This window comes from Shinella zoogloeoides, from assembly GCF_033705735.1.
In the GTDB taxonomy this organism is placed as follows: Bacteria; Pseudomonadota; Alphaproteobacteria; order Rhizobiales; family Rhizobiaceae; genus Shinella; species Shinella zoogloeoides_A.
Map to the genome: position 1 here is coordinate 896,962 of NZ_CP131130.1, position 15,092 is coordinate 912,053.

14 protein-coding genes are annotated in these 15,092 nt (G+C 66.0%); 3 read left to right on the plus strand and 11 right to left on the minus strand.

Going from position 1 to position 15,092, the window contains the following annotated elements:
• Positions 1 to 14: 14 nt before the first annotated feature.
• A complete protein-coding gene (locus tag ShzoTeo12_RS04360) occupies positions 15 to 314 on the minus strand; it encodes a DUF3572 domain-containing protein (RefSeq protein WP_119258687.1) in 300 nt (99 codons plus the stop codon).
• Positions 315 to 455: 141 nt separating this feature from the next.
• Here ShzoTeo12_RS04360 and ShzoTeo12_RS04365 point away from each other — a divergent pair, with 141 nt between their 5' ends.
• Both ShzoTeo12_RS04365 and ShzoTeo12_RS04370 read left to right on the plus strand, forming a co-directional pair.
• Complete coding sequence (locus tag ShzoTeo12_RS04365; protein WP_119258686.1) at positions 456 to 827, plus strand: response regulator; 372 nt, start codon at positions 456 to 458, stop codon at positions 825 to 827.
• A gap of 7 nt (positions 828 to 834) precedes the next feature.
• Entirely contained in the window at positions 835 to 2,202 is a 1,368-nt protein-coding gene (locus ShzoTeo12_RS04370; protein WP_318911391.1) for a PleD family two-component system response regulator, read from the plus strand.
• Between the two features lie 649 nt (positions 2,203 to 2,851).
• Here the strand turns inward: ShzoTeo12_RS04370 and rpmG are convergent.
• The 6 genes from rpmG to topA all read right to left on the minus strand — a co-directional run bounded on the left by rpmG (position 2,852) and on the right by topA (position 10,484).
• A complete protein-coding gene (rpmG, locus tag ShzoTeo12_RS04375) occupies positions 2,852 to 3,019 on the minus strand; it encodes a 50S ribosomal protein L33 (RefSeq protein WP_003547442.1) in 168 nt (55 codons plus the stop codon).
• Between the two features lie 94 nt (positions 3,020 to 3,113).
• Positions 3,114 to 4,298 carry an MFS transporter gene (locus ShzoTeo12_RS04380; protein ID WP_119258684.1) on the minus strand — a complete coding sequence of 395 codons (1,185 nt, stop codon included), beginning with the start codon at positions 4,296 to 4,298 and terminating at the stop codon, positions 3,114 to 3,116.
• 13 nt (positions 4,299 to 4,311) lie between these two features.
• On the minus strand, positions 4,312 to 4,974 hold the full coding sequence (locus tag ShzoTeo12_RS04385) for an NUDIX hydrolase (RefSeq protein WP_318911395.1): 663 nt from the start codon (positions 4,972 to 4,974) through the stop codon (positions 4,312 to 4,314).
• Positions 4,971 to 5,441, minus strand: a complete 471-nt coding sequence (locus ShzoTeo12_RS04390) for a DUF983 domain-containing protein (protein ID WP_119258682.1) — start codon at positions 5,439 to 5,441, stop codon at positions 4,971 to 4,973. The genes ShzoTeo12_RS04385 and ShzoTeo12_RS04390 overlap by 4 nt, the downstream gene beginning before the upstream one ends.
• A gap of 29 nt (positions 5,442 to 5,470) precedes the next feature.
• A complete protein-coding gene (rnr, locus tag ShzoTeo12_RS04395) occupies positions 5,471 to 7,822 on the minus strand; it encodes a ribonuclease R (protein ID WP_318911396.1) in 2,352 nt (783 codons plus the stop codon).
• 4 nt (positions 7,823 to 7,826) lie between these two features.
• Positions 7,827 to 10,484: a type I DNA topoisomerase gene (topA, locus tag ShzoTeo12_RS04400; protein ID WP_318911397.1), complete on the minus strand. Its 2,658-nt coding sequence runs from the start codon at positions 10,482 to 10,484 to the stop codon at positions 7,827 to 7,829.
• 259 nt (positions 10,485 to 10,743) lie between these two features.
• Here topA and ShzoTeo12_RS04405 point away from each other — a divergent pair, with 259 nt between their 5' ends.
• On the plus strand, positions 10,744 to 10,998 hold the full coding sequence (locus ShzoTeo12_RS04405; RefSeq protein ID WP_119258679.1) for a hypothetical protein: 255 nt from the start codon (positions 10,744 to 10,746) through the stop codon (positions 10,996 to 10,998).
• On the opposite strand, the gene dprA is transcribed toward ShzoTeo12_RS04405, so the two are convergent.
• The 4 genes from dprA to ShzoTeo12_RS04425 form a co-directional block, all read right to left on the minus strand.
• Positions 10,930 to 12,081: a DNA-processing protein DprA gene (dprA, locus tag ShzoTeo12_RS04410; protein ID WP_318911398.1), complete on the minus strand. Its 1,152-nt coding sequence runs from the start codon at positions 12,079 to 12,081 to the stop codon at positions 10,930 to 10,932. The two genes, ShzoTeo12_RS04405 and dprA, sit on opposite strands and share 69 nt — an antisense overlap.
• A gap of 2 nt (positions 12,082 to 12,083) precedes the next feature.
• Positions 12,084 to 12,689, minus strand: coding sequence for a glycerol-3-phosphate 1-O-acyltransferase PlsY (plsY, locus tag ShzoTeo12_RS04415; protein ID WP_234189392.1), 606 nt, complete (start codon positions 12,687 to 12,689; stop codon positions 12,084 to 12,086).
• Between the two features lie 172 nt (positions 12,690 to 12,861).
• Positions 12,862 to 14,154, minus strand: coding sequence for a dihydroorotase (locus ShzoTeo12_RS04420; RefSeq protein ID WP_318911399.1), 1,293 nt, complete (start codon positions 14,152 to 14,154; stop codon positions 12,862 to 12,864).
• Entirely contained in the window at positions 14,151 to 15,092 is a 942-nt protein-coding gene (locus tag ShzoTeo12_RS04425) for an aspartate carbamoyltransferase catalytic subunit (protein ID WP_234189336.1), read from the minus strand. Before ShzoTeo12_RS04425 ends, ShzoTeo12_RS04420 begins: the two co-directional genes overlap by 4 nt.

Consider the following 15,092-nt stretch of genomic DNA (forward strand, 5'->3'; position numbering starts at 1 on the left):
CAGGGGCCGGCTTGTCAGAAGTCGCCGCCGCCATGGGGGCCGGACAGGACCGCATGGGCGTGGACGACGGCCTCCGGCTGGATGCCCGTCGCGGCGCTGAAAGCCAGAAGCGTCGGCTCGTGCTCCATGAGGAAATCGACGAGGCCGGCAAGGAAGCCGTGGTCGTTTACCGCGTTGCGGACTTCGCCGGGGGCGACACCCGTCAGCGCCAGGAAACGCGACAGGAGCTCCGGCTCTCCGGCCAGCCAGCCGAGGATGGAAAGGGCGGTCGCATCCGCGTCTTCGCGCGCGGGTGTTTCTTTTTGGCGTTTCATCCTTTTCCTTCGGGAAATTTACCTTTTCATCAACCAAGTGACGCTAACGTGGCTGCGGTCGGGCTGGGGGATTTCGGCTTCGCCGCAACTTATCTATCTCCCGGACGGTTGCAAGGCCGGCGAGAGGAACAGGGACGCACGATGCCCAAGCAGGTCATGATTGTCGAGGACAACGAGCTGAACATGAAGCTCTTCCGGGACCTCATCGAGGCATCCGGCTATGCGACCATCCAGACCCGGAACGGGATGGAGGCCCTCGATCTCGCGCGCAAGCACCGTCCCGACCTGATCCTGATGGACATCCAGCTCCCGGAAGTCTCCGGCCTCGAGGTTACCAAGTGGCTGAAGGAGGACGACGAGTTGCATGTCATCCCCGTGATCGCCGTCACGGCCTTCGCGATGAAGGGCGACGAGGAGCGGATCCGGCAGGGCGGCTGCGAGGCCTATGTCTCCAAGCCGATCTCCGTGCCGAAGTTCATCGAGACCATCAAGACCTATCTCGGGGACGCGTGAGGCCGACATGACAGCGCGCATCCTCGTCGTCGACGATATCCCGGCCAATGTGAAGCTGCTCGAAGCGCGGCTCCTGGCGGAATATTTCGACGTGCTGACGGCCGAGAACGGCTACGAGGCCCTGTCCATCTGCGAGAGCACCCAGGTCGACCTCATTCTCCTCGACATCATGATGCCGGGCATCGACGGCTTCGAGGTCTGCGAGCGGCTGAAGGCCAATCCGCGCACCGCCCATATTCCCGTCGTCATGGTCACGGCGCTCGACCAGCCCTCCGACCGCGTGCGCGGCCTCAAGGCCGGCGCCGACGACTTCCTGACCAAGCCGGTCAATGATCTGCAGCTCATGTCGCGGGTCAAGAGCCTCGTGCGCCTCAAGACGCTGACGGACGAGCTGCGCCTGCGCGCCGCGACGGCCCGCGCGATATCCCTTGAGGACGGGCTGGAAAGCAATCTCGGCGACGAGCCGGGCGACGTCCTGCTCGTCGATGGCCGCGCCACTTCGCAGGAGCGCATCGCCCGCGCGCTGAAGCCCATCGCCGACGTCACCTGCATGTCCGACCCGCAGGCCGCGCTCTTCCAGGCGGCCGAGAGCAATTACGAGCTGGTGATCGTCAACGCCAATTTCGAGGACTATGATCCGCTGCGTCTCTGCTCGCAGCTTCGCTCGCTGGAGCGCACGCGCTTCCTGCCGATCCTGCTGATCGCCGAGCAGGGCGACGACGACATGGTCGTGCGGGCGCTGGATCTCGGTGTCACCGACTATCTGGTGCGCCCGATCGATCCCAACGAGCTGATCGCCCGCAGCCTCACGCAGATCCGCCGCAAGCGCTGCAACGACCGCCTGCGCGCCAGCGTGCGCCAGACCATCGAGCTTGCCGTCACCGACGGTCTGACGGGCCTGCACAACCGCCGCTATCTCGACAACCACATGAAGCTGCTGATCGACCGCGCGACCGCGCGCGGCCGCGCGCTCTCCGTCTGCATGACGGATATCGACCGCTTCAAGCTGGTCAACGACACCTATGGCCACGATGCGGGCGATGCCGTGCTGCGCGAATTCGCCAGCCGCGTGCGCTCCGCCGTGCGCGGCGCGGACCTTGCCTGCCGCTATGGCGGGGAGGAGTTCGTGCTGGTCATGCCCGATACCTCCGCCGAGATGGCGGCGGGCGTCGCCGAGCGCCTGCGGGCGATCGTCGAGCGGGAGCCCTTCCGCGTTCCCGGCACGGATGTCTTCCTGCCGATCACCGCGTCCATGGGCATCGCCTCGATCCTGCCGGAAGGGGACAGCCCCGAGGCGCTGGTGAAGCGTGCCGACGCCGCGCTCTACGAGGCCAAGCGCTCGGGCCGCAACCGGGTTGTGGCCGCGGCCGCCTGAGCGGCTTTTCCACAGGGGCATTCACATTTCCGGCATTTACCTTTGATTCCGGGCAGTTGCCGGGCATTCCTGGACGCATGTTAACTTGACGTCTCTCGGCAGGTTTTCGGCCGTATGTCGTACCATTCATTTTTGATGAAGCTAATCAACGGCTTGCAGATTTCGCAATCTGGCCGTGTGAGGGCGGCAGGTTTCCTCGGTTGTAGATTTGCTCGTGCCACGATCGAATCGGTTGCCCGTCGCTGTGTCGCCTTCCATGACGAAACTGCCGCTCGATGGAACAAAACAGAGCCCGGCGGTTAACTATGAGACAAGGACGCGGTCCGCGAGCGTTAAGAATTCGTTGATTTTTTTTCTCTTTCGCGCGATGCTCAACTCATAGGCGGGAAACAAGCCCGCACAACCGGTTACCCCATGATGCTAGGTCCGCCGCATCTCCTGGGTCGTGGGGTCGGTCGGTCAGCTACGACATAAACGGAATCCTCGTGCCGTCGTCGTGCCTGACCGACCCCCGTTTCGACGCCGCTCCCGGAAACGGGGGCGGCGTTTCGATTCGGACGGTTGCAGGAGGTTGCAGGCGAGGGGGCAAAAGAAAAGGCGCCGGACGTTTCCGTCCAGCGCCTTTGCGAACCTCAAAGGGCTCCCAGGATCACTTGATCTTGGTTTCCTTGAATTCGACGTGCTTCTTGGCGACCGGGTCGTACTTGGTCTTGGTCATCTTGTCCGTCATCGTACGGCTGTTCTTCGTGGTCACGTAGAAGAAACCGGTGTCGGCCGTCGACAGCAGCTTGATCTTGATGGTGGTAGCCTTGGCCATGGTCGTCCTGCCTTTATGAAAAACGAAGCCGCGGACAGCCATTCTGTTCCACGGCTTTAAATCTGGCCGGAAACTACAAATCGCGCCCGAAAAGTCAAGCCCGTTTCGGCCGGAAAACCATCCGCACCAGAGAAAGTACCAGGTAAAGGCCGAAGAAACCGACGATTGCCCAGGCAAAACCGTCATTGCCGCCGACATCCATCGCCGCGCCGATCGCCTGCGGCCCGACCACCGTGCCGACCGCATAGCAGAAGATGAAGGCGGCGTTGGCGGCGGCGAGATCCGCGCCGGTGAGGCGGGAGCCGAGATGGCTGAGGCCGATCGTGTAGAGGCCCGCCACGCAGCCGCCCCACACGAGCAGCACCGCCGCCATCAGCAGCCAGTTATGCGAGATGACGGGCAGCGAGAGCGCGCCGACGAGGCCGATGGCGGCCATGATCGTCAGGAGGCTCCGGCGGTCCCGCATGCGGTCGGAAAGCATGCCGAGCGGGATCTGGAAGGCCATGTTGCCGATGCCCATGACGGTGAGCAGCAGGGCGGCCTGCGATTCGGTGAAGCCGGCGCGCGTGCCGTAGATCGGCAGCAGCGAAAGCCCGCCCACCTGCACAGCTCCGAAGATGAAGACTGCCGCCGTCGCCGTCGGCACGAGAAGGATGTAGCGCATGAAATGCAGCTCCGGCTTCTCGTCGATGATCGGGCTCTCGCCGCGCGCGATGAAGATGGGAACGGCGGCGAGCAGGATGATCGCGGCCCCGAGCGCGAAGGGCAGCACGCCGTCGCTGCCGATCAGCGAGAAGATGAGGGGGCCGGTGGCGAAGCCGAGCGACAGCACGGTCGCATAGATGCCGAGCACCAGCCCGCGCCGGCGCGGCGGCGCCGCCGCGTTGATCCAGAACTCGGAGAGGATGAAGAGCATGGTCGTCGCGCCGTGGAAGACGAGGCGCAGCGGGAACCACAGCCAGAAATTCTCGATGTAGTAGAAGCCGAGGCCGCTGACAGCGGCGAGCAGGATCGCGCCGAGCATGGTCGTGGAGGTGCCCCAGTCATGCGCAAGGCGCGTCGTGAAGGGCGCGGCGGCCATGGCGGCGATGCCGGCCATGGCGGAATTGATGCCGATCATCGTGGAGGAGATGCCGCGCTTTTCCATGATGATGGAGAGCAGCGGGAGACCGAGGCCCATGGCGATGCCGACTGCGGAAATGGCCGCGATGGCTGCAATGAGAGACCGCCGGTGAATGTGCTCCACCGGGCCGGTTGTGCCGGATTGCGGCTGCGTCATATGCAATCGATCCTCAAAGCAGGTCCCGCAGGAAGCGCCCGCGCTGGGTGTAATACAGCGGTGCGGCTCTCCCGAAGGGTAAAGACTTGTCTTCCTGAATGCTTTTTCGAAGCTCTTCAAGGATCAATACGGTTATGTCGGGCATATCGATGCCCCCGTGATCAAAAATATCGATCCATTGCACGTCTTCCAGCTCGTGGCTTGCGGTCGCGCCGGCCGGATCGATGCCGGCTTCGTCGGTAAAGAGCGTGAAGAAGCGGGTATCGAAACGCCGCACCATGCCGGCGGGCGTGATGGCGCGGGCGAGGAAGCGCAGGTTGGAAAGGTCCGGCCGGAAGGGGAGGTCGCCCCCGGCCATGGCGTCCAGCGGGCGGCCGACGGCGATGCCGGCCTCCTCGTAGAGTTCGCGCAGCGCCGCCACGCCGAGGGCGCGCAGGCGCGAATCGGAACATCGCGTGCCCGTCCGCAGTGCAAGCCGCTCGCAGGCGAGCGGGTTCAGCGGACCGGAGACGGGAACCAGGCGGTCCGTCGCATCGCGCCGACCGCCGGGAAAGACATAGACGTCCGGCATGAAGACATGTCGGCTGCTGCGCCGGCCGACCAGCACGCGTATTCCGCCGCCCGACCGATCGAGAAGCAGGATAGAGGCTGCATCGACGGGCCGGACCGCGGTCATGCGGTTCTGTCGCCGTAGGCGGGCGATTCTTCCGCTTCCTCCCGCTTGTCGCCGAAGCCGTGCATCTTCAGCGCCCATTGCAGGCCGATGGCGCCGCCCTTGATGGGCTGCAGCAGGAGGAGGGACAGGATGAGCGTGATCGGTGTCCAGATCGCGAGGTGCTGCCAGGTGCTGAGCGGCCAGATGAGGTCCGTCGCCATGTAGCCGCCGACGACGATATGGCCGACGATGGTGATGACGAGATAGGGTGGCAGGTCGTCGGCGCGCTGGTGCGTGTAGTCCTCGCCGCAGGCGGCGCAATGATCGACCGGCTTGACGTAGGAGCGGAAAAGCTTGCCGGTGCCGCAGGCCGGGCAGCGGTTCAGCATGCCGCGCTTGATGGCGCGCCCGAGCGGGCGCTCGGCGGGGGCAGTGGCCGGCATGTCGCCGAAATGCTGTGTGCTGCCGTCGGTTTCGTTCGTCTGCATGTCGTGTCTCCTGCCGGCCGCTGTATGGCCTAGCGTTTGCCGCGGGGCGGGCGCGTGCCCGGCTGGCGTCTCGGCGCGCCACCCTTGCGCCGGCCCGACTTGTGGAAGGAGCGCACCGCCGTCGGCATCTTGCGTCCCTCGCTGATCACGTCGAACCGGAGCGAACCGGCGAGCGGCACCGCTTCCGCGAGCCTCACACGCACTTCATCCCCGAGACGGTAGCCGAGCCCGGTCTTTTCGCCGGAAAGCGCCTGATGGGCCTCGTCGTAGATGTAATAGTCGCGTCCGAGCAGGGATATAGGCACGAAACCATCGGCGCCATACTCCGGCAGGGTGACAAAAAGTCCCGCCTTGGTGACGCCGGAGACGCGGCCGTCGAATTCCTCGCCGATGCGCCCGGCAAGGTGATGGGCGATCAGCCGGTCGACCGTATCGCGCTCGGCCGCCATGGCGCGGCGCTCGAAGGTCGAGATTTCCGCCGCGATATCGTCGAGCACGGCTTCTTCGTCCGGCGTGATGCCACCTTCGCCGAGGCCGAGCGAGCCGACCAGCGCCCGGTGCACGATCAGGTCCGCATAGCGGCGGATCGGCGAGGTGAAATGGGCGTATTTCATGAGGTTCAGGCCGAAATGGCCGATATTCTCCGGGCTGTAGATCGCCTGGCTCTGAGAGCGCAGCACCATTTCATTGACCATCTGCTCGAACGGCTTGTCCTTGGCCTTGGCGAGGATGCCGTTGAAATGGTTGGAGCGCATGTTGCCGCCCTTGACCAGCGAGATGTCGAGCGTCTGGAGGAACTCGCGCAGCACCTCCTGCTTGGCAAGCGAGGGGGCGTCGTGCACGCGGTAGACGAGGACCTGCTTCTTCTTCTCCAGCGTCTCGGCAGCCGCGACGTTGGCCTGGATCATCATCTCCTCGATGAGCTTGTGCGCATCGAGCCGCGGCGGCACGACGACCCGGTCCACGGTGCCGTCCTCCTTCAGGAGGATCTTGCGTTCCGGCATGTCGAGTTCGAGCGGCTGGCGGCGGTTCCGGCCGGCCGTGAGGATGCGATAGGCCTGCCAGAGTGGCTTCAGGATCGTTTCGAGGATCGGGCCGGTCTTGTCGTCCGGCGCGCCGTCGATGGCGGCCTGCGCCTGCTGGTAGGAGAGCTTGGCCGCGCTCTTCATCATGATGCGGTGGAAGGTGTGGCTCGCCTTCCGCCCCTCATGCGAGAAGACCATGCGCACGGCGAGCGCCGGGCGGTCGACGCCTTCCTTCAGCGAGCAGAGGTCGTTGGAGATGCGTTCCGGCAGCATCGGTACGACGCGATCCGGGAAATAGACCGAATTGCCGCGCTTCAGCGCCTCGCGGTCGAGCGCCGATTTCGGGCGGACATAGTAGCTGACATCGGCGATGGCGACGGTGACGATCACGCCGCCCGGATTGTCGGGCGAGGTGTCCGGCTCGGCGAAGACCGCGTCGTCGTGGTCCTTGGCGTCTGCGGGGTCGATGGTGATGAGCGGCAGGCTCCGCCAGTCCTCGCGATGCGACATGGTGGCGGGACCGGCAGCCTCCGCCTCGCGGATGACGGCATCGGGAAAGATATAGGGAATGCCGTGGGCGTGGATGGCGATCATCGAGATCGCCTTTTCCGAGGCGACGGAGCCGACCACGCCCTTGATCTGCGCGCGCGGCAGGCCATAGCGGCCCATGCGCACGACATCGATCTCGACGAGGTCGCCGTCCTTGGCGCCCGCGGTGAATTCCGAGTCGACCTCCATCTCCTCGCCGCGCCGGTCGATGGGCATGATGCGCCCGCCGCCGCCCGCCATGGAGCGGAAGACGCCCATGCCGGAATTCTTCTTCTTGTCGAGGACCTTGATGACGCGGCCCGTATAGGCCGGCCCGCCGCGTTCCTTGGCGGGGAAGATCTTTGCCAGCACCCGGTCGCCGAGCCCTGCCACCGGCGCCTTGTCCTTGCGCGGCCCGCTCGACTGGCGGATCAGCACGGCGGGCGCGACGCCCGCATCGTCGAGCCATTCGGCCGGGCGGCCGATCAGCTCGCCGTCGACGTCGCGGGTGGTGATGTCGAGCACGGTGACGGGGGGCAGGGCGCCCGGCCGCACCAGCGACTTGCGGCGCTTTTCCAGTAGCCCGTCTTCCTCGAAGGATTTCAGCAGCGCCTTCAGCTCCACCCGCGCCTCGCCCTTCAGGCCGAAGGCCTTGGCGAGCTCGCGCTTGGAGGCCTGTTCCGGATGCTCGGCAATGAAGCGCAGCAGCACGTCGCGCGGCGGGACGGCGCCGTGGATGATCGGGGCATTGTCGGCAGGCGGCAGGTCACGGCCCGCGCGGCCGGGCCGTCTTTCGTGTCCTGCCCGGCTGCGTGGTTCCTTCGTCATGGCCTCACGCCTTCTTTGCCTTTGCGGCCGCCTTGGGCTTGGCCGCAGCCTTCGCCTTCGGCTTTGCCGTCTTGGTTTCGCCGGCCTTGGCCGTTTTCGTGGTCTTGGCCTTCGCCGGGGCTTTCTTGCCCTTGGCCGGCATCTTGCCGGCCTTGTCGGCGATCAGCACCAGGGCCTCTTCCAGCGTGACGCTGTCGGCAGCCTTGCCCTTGGGCAGGGTGGCGTTGACCTTGCCCCAGTTGACATAGGGACCGTACTTGCCGTCGCGAACGGTGATCGCGCCGCCATCCGGGTGGTCGCCCAGCGTTTTCAGCGCGGCCGGCGCGGAGCGGCCACGGCCCGGGCCCTTCGACTGCTTGTCGGCGATCACGGTCACGGCGCGGTTGAGGCCGATGGAGAACACGTCCTCGACGGTCTCGAGATTGGCATAGCTGCCGTCATGCAGCAGGAACGGGCCGTAGCGGCCGATGCCGGCGGAGATCATCTTGCCGGTCTCGGGATGCTGGCCGATGTCGCGCGGCAGCGAGAGCAGGGCAAGCGCCTTCTCATGGTCGATGCTCGCCGGCGTCCAGCCCTTCGGCAGACTGGCGCGCTTGGCCTCCTTGCCGTCGCCGCGCTGGACATAGGGCCCGAAGCGGCCGTTGCGCAGCGTGATCTCCTCGCCGGTATGCGGGTCCTTGCCGAGGCTCTGCGGCTCGTTGGAGGCGGCCGCCTCCGCATCCGCGCCGCCGTCGGCGGAAAGCTGGCGGGTATAGTTGCATTCCGGATAGTTCGAGCAGCCGACGAAGGCGCCGAACTTGCCGAGCTTGAGCGAGAGCTTGCCGGTGCCGCAGACCTGGCAGATACGCGGATCGCTGCCGTCCTCGCGCTTGGGGAAGACGAGCGGCGCCAGTTCCTCGTTCAGCGCGTCGAGAACGTTGGTGACGCGCAGCTCCTTGGTGTCCTCGATCTGGGCGAAGAAGTCCTTCCAGAAGTCGCGGAGAACCTGCTTCCAGTCGAGCTCGCCGGCCGAGATCTTGTCGAGCTTCTCTTCGAGGTCCGCCGTGAAATCGTATTCGACATAGCGGGTGAAGAAGCTTTCGAGGAAGGCGGTGACGAGCCGGCCCTTGGCCTCCGGGATCAGCTTGCGCTTGTCGATGATGATATATTCGCGGTCGCGCAGCGTGGCCAGCGTCGCGGCATAGGTCGACGGACGGCCGATGCCGAGCTCTTCCATCTTCTTGATGAGCGAGGCTTCGGAATAGCGCGGCGGCGGCTCGGTGAAGTGCTGCGTGGCGTTCACCTTCTGCTTGTCGAGCTTTTCCTGGGCGTTGATCTCCGGCAGGCGGCCGTCCTCGTCACCCTCGTCCGGCTGCTCGCCGTCTTCCTTCTGGTCCGTATAGGCGGCGATGAAGCCATCGAAGCGGATGACCGAGCCGGTGGCGCGAAGGCCAGCCTTGCGGCCGCCGTTGTCGGCCTCGATCTCGACGGTGGTGCGCTCGATCTCGGCGGAGGCCATCTGGCTGGCGATGCCGCGCTTCCAGACGAGATCGTAGAGGCGAAGCTGGTCGGGATCGAGATAGCGGCGCACCTGGTCCGGCGTGCGGTCGAAGGAGGTCGGGCGGATCGCCTCGTGGGCTTCCTGGGCGTTCTTGGCCTTGGTGGAGTAGAAGCGGGGCTTTTCCGGCACGTAGCGCGCGCCGAACTGCTCGCCGACGGCCTTGCGGGCCGCGTCGATCGCCTCCGGCGCCATCTGCACGCCATCGGTACGCATATAGGTGATGAGACCGACCGTCTCGCCGCCGATGTCGATGCCCTCATAGAGCCGCTGCGCGACCTGCATGGTGCGCGAGGCCGAGAAGCCGAGCTTGGAGGAGGCGGCCTGCTGGAGCGTGGAAGTGGTGAAGGGCGGGGCCGGGTTGCGCTTCGTCGGCTTGGCCTCGACGCTCTCGACGCGGTAGGCCGCGCCGTCGAGCAGGGCCTTGAGGCGGTTCGCCTCCTCGCCGTTGCCGATGGACTTCGCCTGCAGGCGCTTGCCTTCGGCCGAGACGAGGCGCGCCTCGAATTCGTCGCCGCGCGGGGTCTTCAGGAGCGCGGAAAGGTTCCAGTATTCTTCCGAGACGAAGCGCTCGATCTCGGACTCGCGGTCGCAGACGAGGCGCAGCGCGACCGACTGCACGCGGCCGGCCGAGCGCGCGCCCGGCAGCTTGCGCCAGAGCACCGGCGACAGGTTGAAGCCGACGAGATAGTCGAGCGCGCGGCGGGCGAGATAGGCATCCACCAGCGAAATATCGATGTCGCGCGGGTTGCGCATGGCATCGAGCACGGCCGACTTGGTGATGGCGTTGAAGACGACGCGCTTGACCGGCTTGTCGCCGATCACCTTCTTCTTCTTGAGCACGTCCAGCACATGCCAGGAAATGGCTTCCCCCTCGCGATCCGGGTCGGTCGCGAGAATGAGGCCGTCGGAGGACTTCATCGCGTCGGCGATGTCCTTGATGCGCTTGGCGGACGCGCTGTCGACTTCCCAGGACATTTCGAAGTCCTCGTCCGGGCGCACGGAGCCGTCCTTGGCCGGCAGGTCGCGCACATGGCCGAAGGAGGCGAGCACCTTGTAGCCGGGGCCGAGATACTTGTTGATCGTCTTGGCCTTGGCGGGCGATTCCACAACTACAACATTCATCGTCATTTTCTCTGATACCGGGCGCCGCAGGGTTGGATGCGCGGCGAAAGGGCGTTTATCCGCCGGAAAGTCGTGTCTCGACATGAACAGGGAAAGCGTTCGGGTCAAGAGGTAGGGTTGAAATTAGTCGAATGCAACGAGATGCAACCAATACGAGATTATTGTGGTGTTGCAATTATAAATAATCGTTGTATCGTTTCCTAGGGAGAGGAATTGCAACCTTTCGGTGATTCCGAAACGTAGGCACAACGGGAAAGCCATGAACTCGAAACCCACCAGACCTGCGCTTCCGCCGCATACGGCAGAGGAGAACATCGCCTACAGCCGCCAGATGCTGGGCGAGCTGCGCACCGTCGTGAACAACGAGGGTGCGGACGTCCTGCGCTATTTCATCGAGATGGCCTATATGGAGGCGGGCGATATCCTGGCGGGGTTGCGCCCGCTGTCATTCAAGGTTCAGCGAGACGCCGCCGCCGACATGCCGCTGAAGCCGGCCGGCAAGGTCAAGTTCTAGAAGGACGAGATAGACCGTCGCGGCCGGAATGCCGGTGTGGCGGATGATCTCGTCGATCTCGGCGGGCACCTGGCTCAGCGCATCCGCGATACGGTCACGCTCCCCGTCGCTCGGCGGCAGCCGCAGGCGGGGCGCGACGTCCTCCGCCGGCTCGCCAGCACCGGGGCGGGGGGTGAAGAGGTCCGGCTCCGACAGCGGCCGCAGGGCCTCCAGCACATCCTCCGGCGTCGTGGTGATGGTCGCGCCGTCCTTGAGCAGGCCGTTGGTGCCTTCGCAGCGCGGATCGAGCGGCGAGCCGGGCACGGCGAAGACCAGCCGGCCGAAATCGGCCGCGTTGCGCGCCGTGATCAGCGAGCCGGAGCGCACCGCCGCCTCCACGACCACCAGCCCGAGCGCCATGCCGGCGATCAGCCGGTTGCGGCGGGGAAAGTCCCGCGCCCGCGGCTCCCAGCCGAAGGGCATTTCGCTGACGGCAAGGCCCTGTCCGTCCGTCAGCTCCTCCAGCAGGCCGATGTTTTCCGGCGGATAGGGCTTGTCGAGCCCGCCGGCCATGGCGGCGATGGTGCCGGTGGAAAGGCTGGCGCGGTGGGCCGCCGTATCGATGCCGCGCGCAAGGCCCGACACGACGACATAGCCGGTGCGGCCGACCTCCCGCGCGACGAGGCTGGCGAACTTGATGCCGGAGATCGAGGCGTTGCGCGCGCCGACGATGCCGACGGCCGGCGCCGGCGTGACCTTGCGGTTGCCCTTGACGGCGAGAAGCGGCGGCGCGCCGTCGATCTGGCGCAGGAGCGGGGGATAATCCGGCTCGCCGATGCCCACGAAGCCGGCGCCGTGCCGCTCGGCGATTTCCAGCTCCCGTTCCGCCTCGGCCCGGCCGGCGACGCGGATGCTGCGCGAGGCCCCGCCGCGGCGGGAGAGTTCCGGCAGCATTTCCAGCGCCGTCTCGGCGCTGCCGAAATGATTGATGAGCTCGCGGAAGGTGACCGGACCGACATTGTCGCTGCGGATCAGCCGCAGCCAGGCAATCCTCTGTCGTTCCGTCAGCGCAATTCCCCTTGTCCTTGCGCTGCGGTCGTCCATGGCTATCCCTTGCTGCCGATCCTGCTTTCGGTGCCGTTCATCAGGCGGCCGATATTGGCCCGATGCTTCCACCAGGTGATCACGGTGAGAACGGCGAAGAGCAGCGCCACCTTCTCGTGACCGAGGAACCACAATACAACCGGAGATACGATTGTTGCAACCAGGGCCGAGAGCGACGAATAGCGGGTGAGATAGGCCATGCCGATCCAGACCGCGGCGAAGACCGCCACCATGACCGGCACGAGGCCGAGCAGCACGCCGACATAGGTCGCGACGCCCTTGCCGCCCTTGAAGCCGAGCCAGACGGGAAAGAGATGGCCGAGAAAGGCGGCAAGGCCCGCCGCGATGCCGGCATCGAGCCCCCAGCGCGAGGCGATGGCCGCCGCCGCCGTGCCCTTCAGCGCGTCGAGCAGCAGCGTTGCGGCGGCGAGTTTCTTGTTGCCGGTGCGCAGGACGTTCGTCGCGCCGATATTGCCGGAGCCGATGGCGCGCACATCGCCGAGCCCGGCCATGCGGGTGAGGATCAGGCCGAAGGGGATGGAGCCGAGAAGATAGCCGAAGGCGAGGGCGGCCAGCGTCGGCAAGGCGCCGAGCTGCCAGGTGAAGATGTCGGACACTGTGTTCTCCCCCGAGACGTCTCTTTCCATGGAACCGCTCTGTCCCTGACCCCCTCCTCACAAGCGGGGAGGGGAATGGAAGCGTTGCGGCAAGTCTCCTTCTCCCCGCCTGCGGGGAGAAGGTGCCCGGCAGGGCGGATGAGGGGCAATTCGCCGCGTCCCGTCAGCCGAGCGAATGCACCCGTTCGCCGGCAACATAGGTGCTAACGGCGCGCCCCGTAAAGCGGGCATCTTCGAACGGCGTGTTCTTCGAGCGCGAAACGAAGCCGTCCTTGACGGCGAGCCACGGCTCGTCCGGATCGATCAGCACGATGTCGGCGCGGGCGCCCGGCGCCAGCGTGCCGGCATCGAGGCCGAAGATCTTTGCCGGGCGTGTCGAGAGCGCATCGATGAGGCGCATCAGCGGAACCTCGCCGCTGTGGTGGAGGCGGAGCGCCGCAGCCAGCATGGTTTCGAGGCCGATGGCGCCGTCCGCGGCATCCGCGAAGGGCAGGCGCTTGGTGTCGACGTCCTGCGGGTCGTGGGAGGAGACGATGATGTCGATCTCGCCCCGGGCCAGCGCATCCACCATCGCCTTGCGGTCGTCCTCGCCGCGCAGGGGTGGGGAGAGCTTGAAGAAGGTGCGGTATTCGCCGATGTCGTTCTCGTTCAACGTCAGGTGGTTGATCGAGGCGGCGCAGGTGACGTTCGCGCCGCGCTCGCGGGCGATCTTCACGGCCTCCGCCGATTCCGGCACCGAGATCTGTGCGGCATGGTATTTCGCGCGGGTGAGGCCGGCGATGCGCAGGTCCCGTTCGAGCGGGATGAGTTCGGCCTCGCGCGGCGTGCCGGAAAGGCCGAGCCAGCTTGCCAGAAGCCCCTCATTCATCACCCCGCCGGCGCCCAGATGCTTGTCGCGCGTCTCCAGCGAAATGACGCTGCCGAATTCGCGGGCATAGGTCATGGCGCGGCGCAGCACCTGTGCATTGTGCATCGGGTTGCGGCCATTGGTGAAGGCGACGGCGCCGGCCGCCTTGAGCAGGCCGAATTCCGTCATCTCCTCGCCGGCGAGATGCTTGGTGAGCGCGGCCGCCGCGTGGATGTTCACCACGGCCTTGTCACGTGCCGTCTTCAGCACGAATTCGACCAGCGCGATGTCGTCGATGACGGGATCGGTGTCCGGCATCATGATGAAGGTGGTGACGCCGCCGGCCGCCGCCGCGCGGGAGGCCGATTCGATGGTCTCGCGGTGCTCCGCGCCGGGCTCGCCGACGAAGACCCGGGCATCGACGAGGCCGGGAGCGGCGATCATGCCGCGCCCGTCGACGATCTCGGCGCCCTCGGGCACGCCCTGGTTCTGCGCGCCGCTGCCGATGGCGGCGATCCTGCCATTCTCGATGACGATGGAGCCGGCTTCGTCGAGGTCGCGGGAAGGATCGACGATGCGGAGGTTCTTGAGGACGGTCGTGCGGGTCATGCGCGGGGTCCCTGGTTCTGCGAGAGAAGAAGCGTTTCCATGACGGCCATGCGGACGGCGACGCCCATCTCGACCTGCTGCTCGATCACGCTCTGAGGCCCGTCGGCGATCTCCGAGGCGATCTCGACGCCGCGGTTCATCGGGCCGGGATGCATGACGAGCGCATCCTCCTTCGCCGCCTTCAGCTTCTCGGCATCGAGGCCGAAATAGTGGAAATATTCGCGCACCGAGGGCACGAAGGCGCCGGACATGCGCTCGCGCTGGAGGCGCAGCATCATCACGACGTCGGCGTCCTTCAGGCCTTCTTCCATGGAGTGATAGACCTCCGCGCCCATCTCGGCGATGCCGGAGGGCAGCAGCGTCGCCGGGGCGACGACGCGCACCCGCGCGCCCATGGCGTTGAGGAGCAGGATGTTCGAGCGCGCGACCCGCGAATGCAGCACGTCGCCGCAGATGGCGACGATGATGCGCGAGAGCTTGCCCTTGGCGCGGCGGATGGTCAGGGCGTCGAGGAGGGCCTGCGTCGGATGCTCGTGCTGGCCGTCGCCGGCATTGACCACCGAGCAGGAGACCTTCTGCGCCAGCAGCGCGGCGGCGCCGGCCGAGGAATGGCGCACCACCAGCACGTCCGGGTGCATGGCGTTCAGCGTCATCGCCGTGTCGATGAGCGTTTCGCCCTTCTTCACCGAGGAATTGCCGACCGACATGTTCATCACGTCGGCGCCGAGGCGTTTGCCGGCAAGCTCGAAGGAGGATTGCGTGCGGGTGGAGGCCTCGAAGAAGAGATTGATCTGCGTCAGGCCCCGAAGGGTCGACGTCTTCTTCTCCCTCTGGCGGGAGATCTTCACGGCCTCGTCGGCGCGGTCGAGCAGGAGGGTGATTTCCTGCTCGGTCAAACCCTTGATGCCGAGAAGGTGGCGATGCGGAAAGAAGTCCAT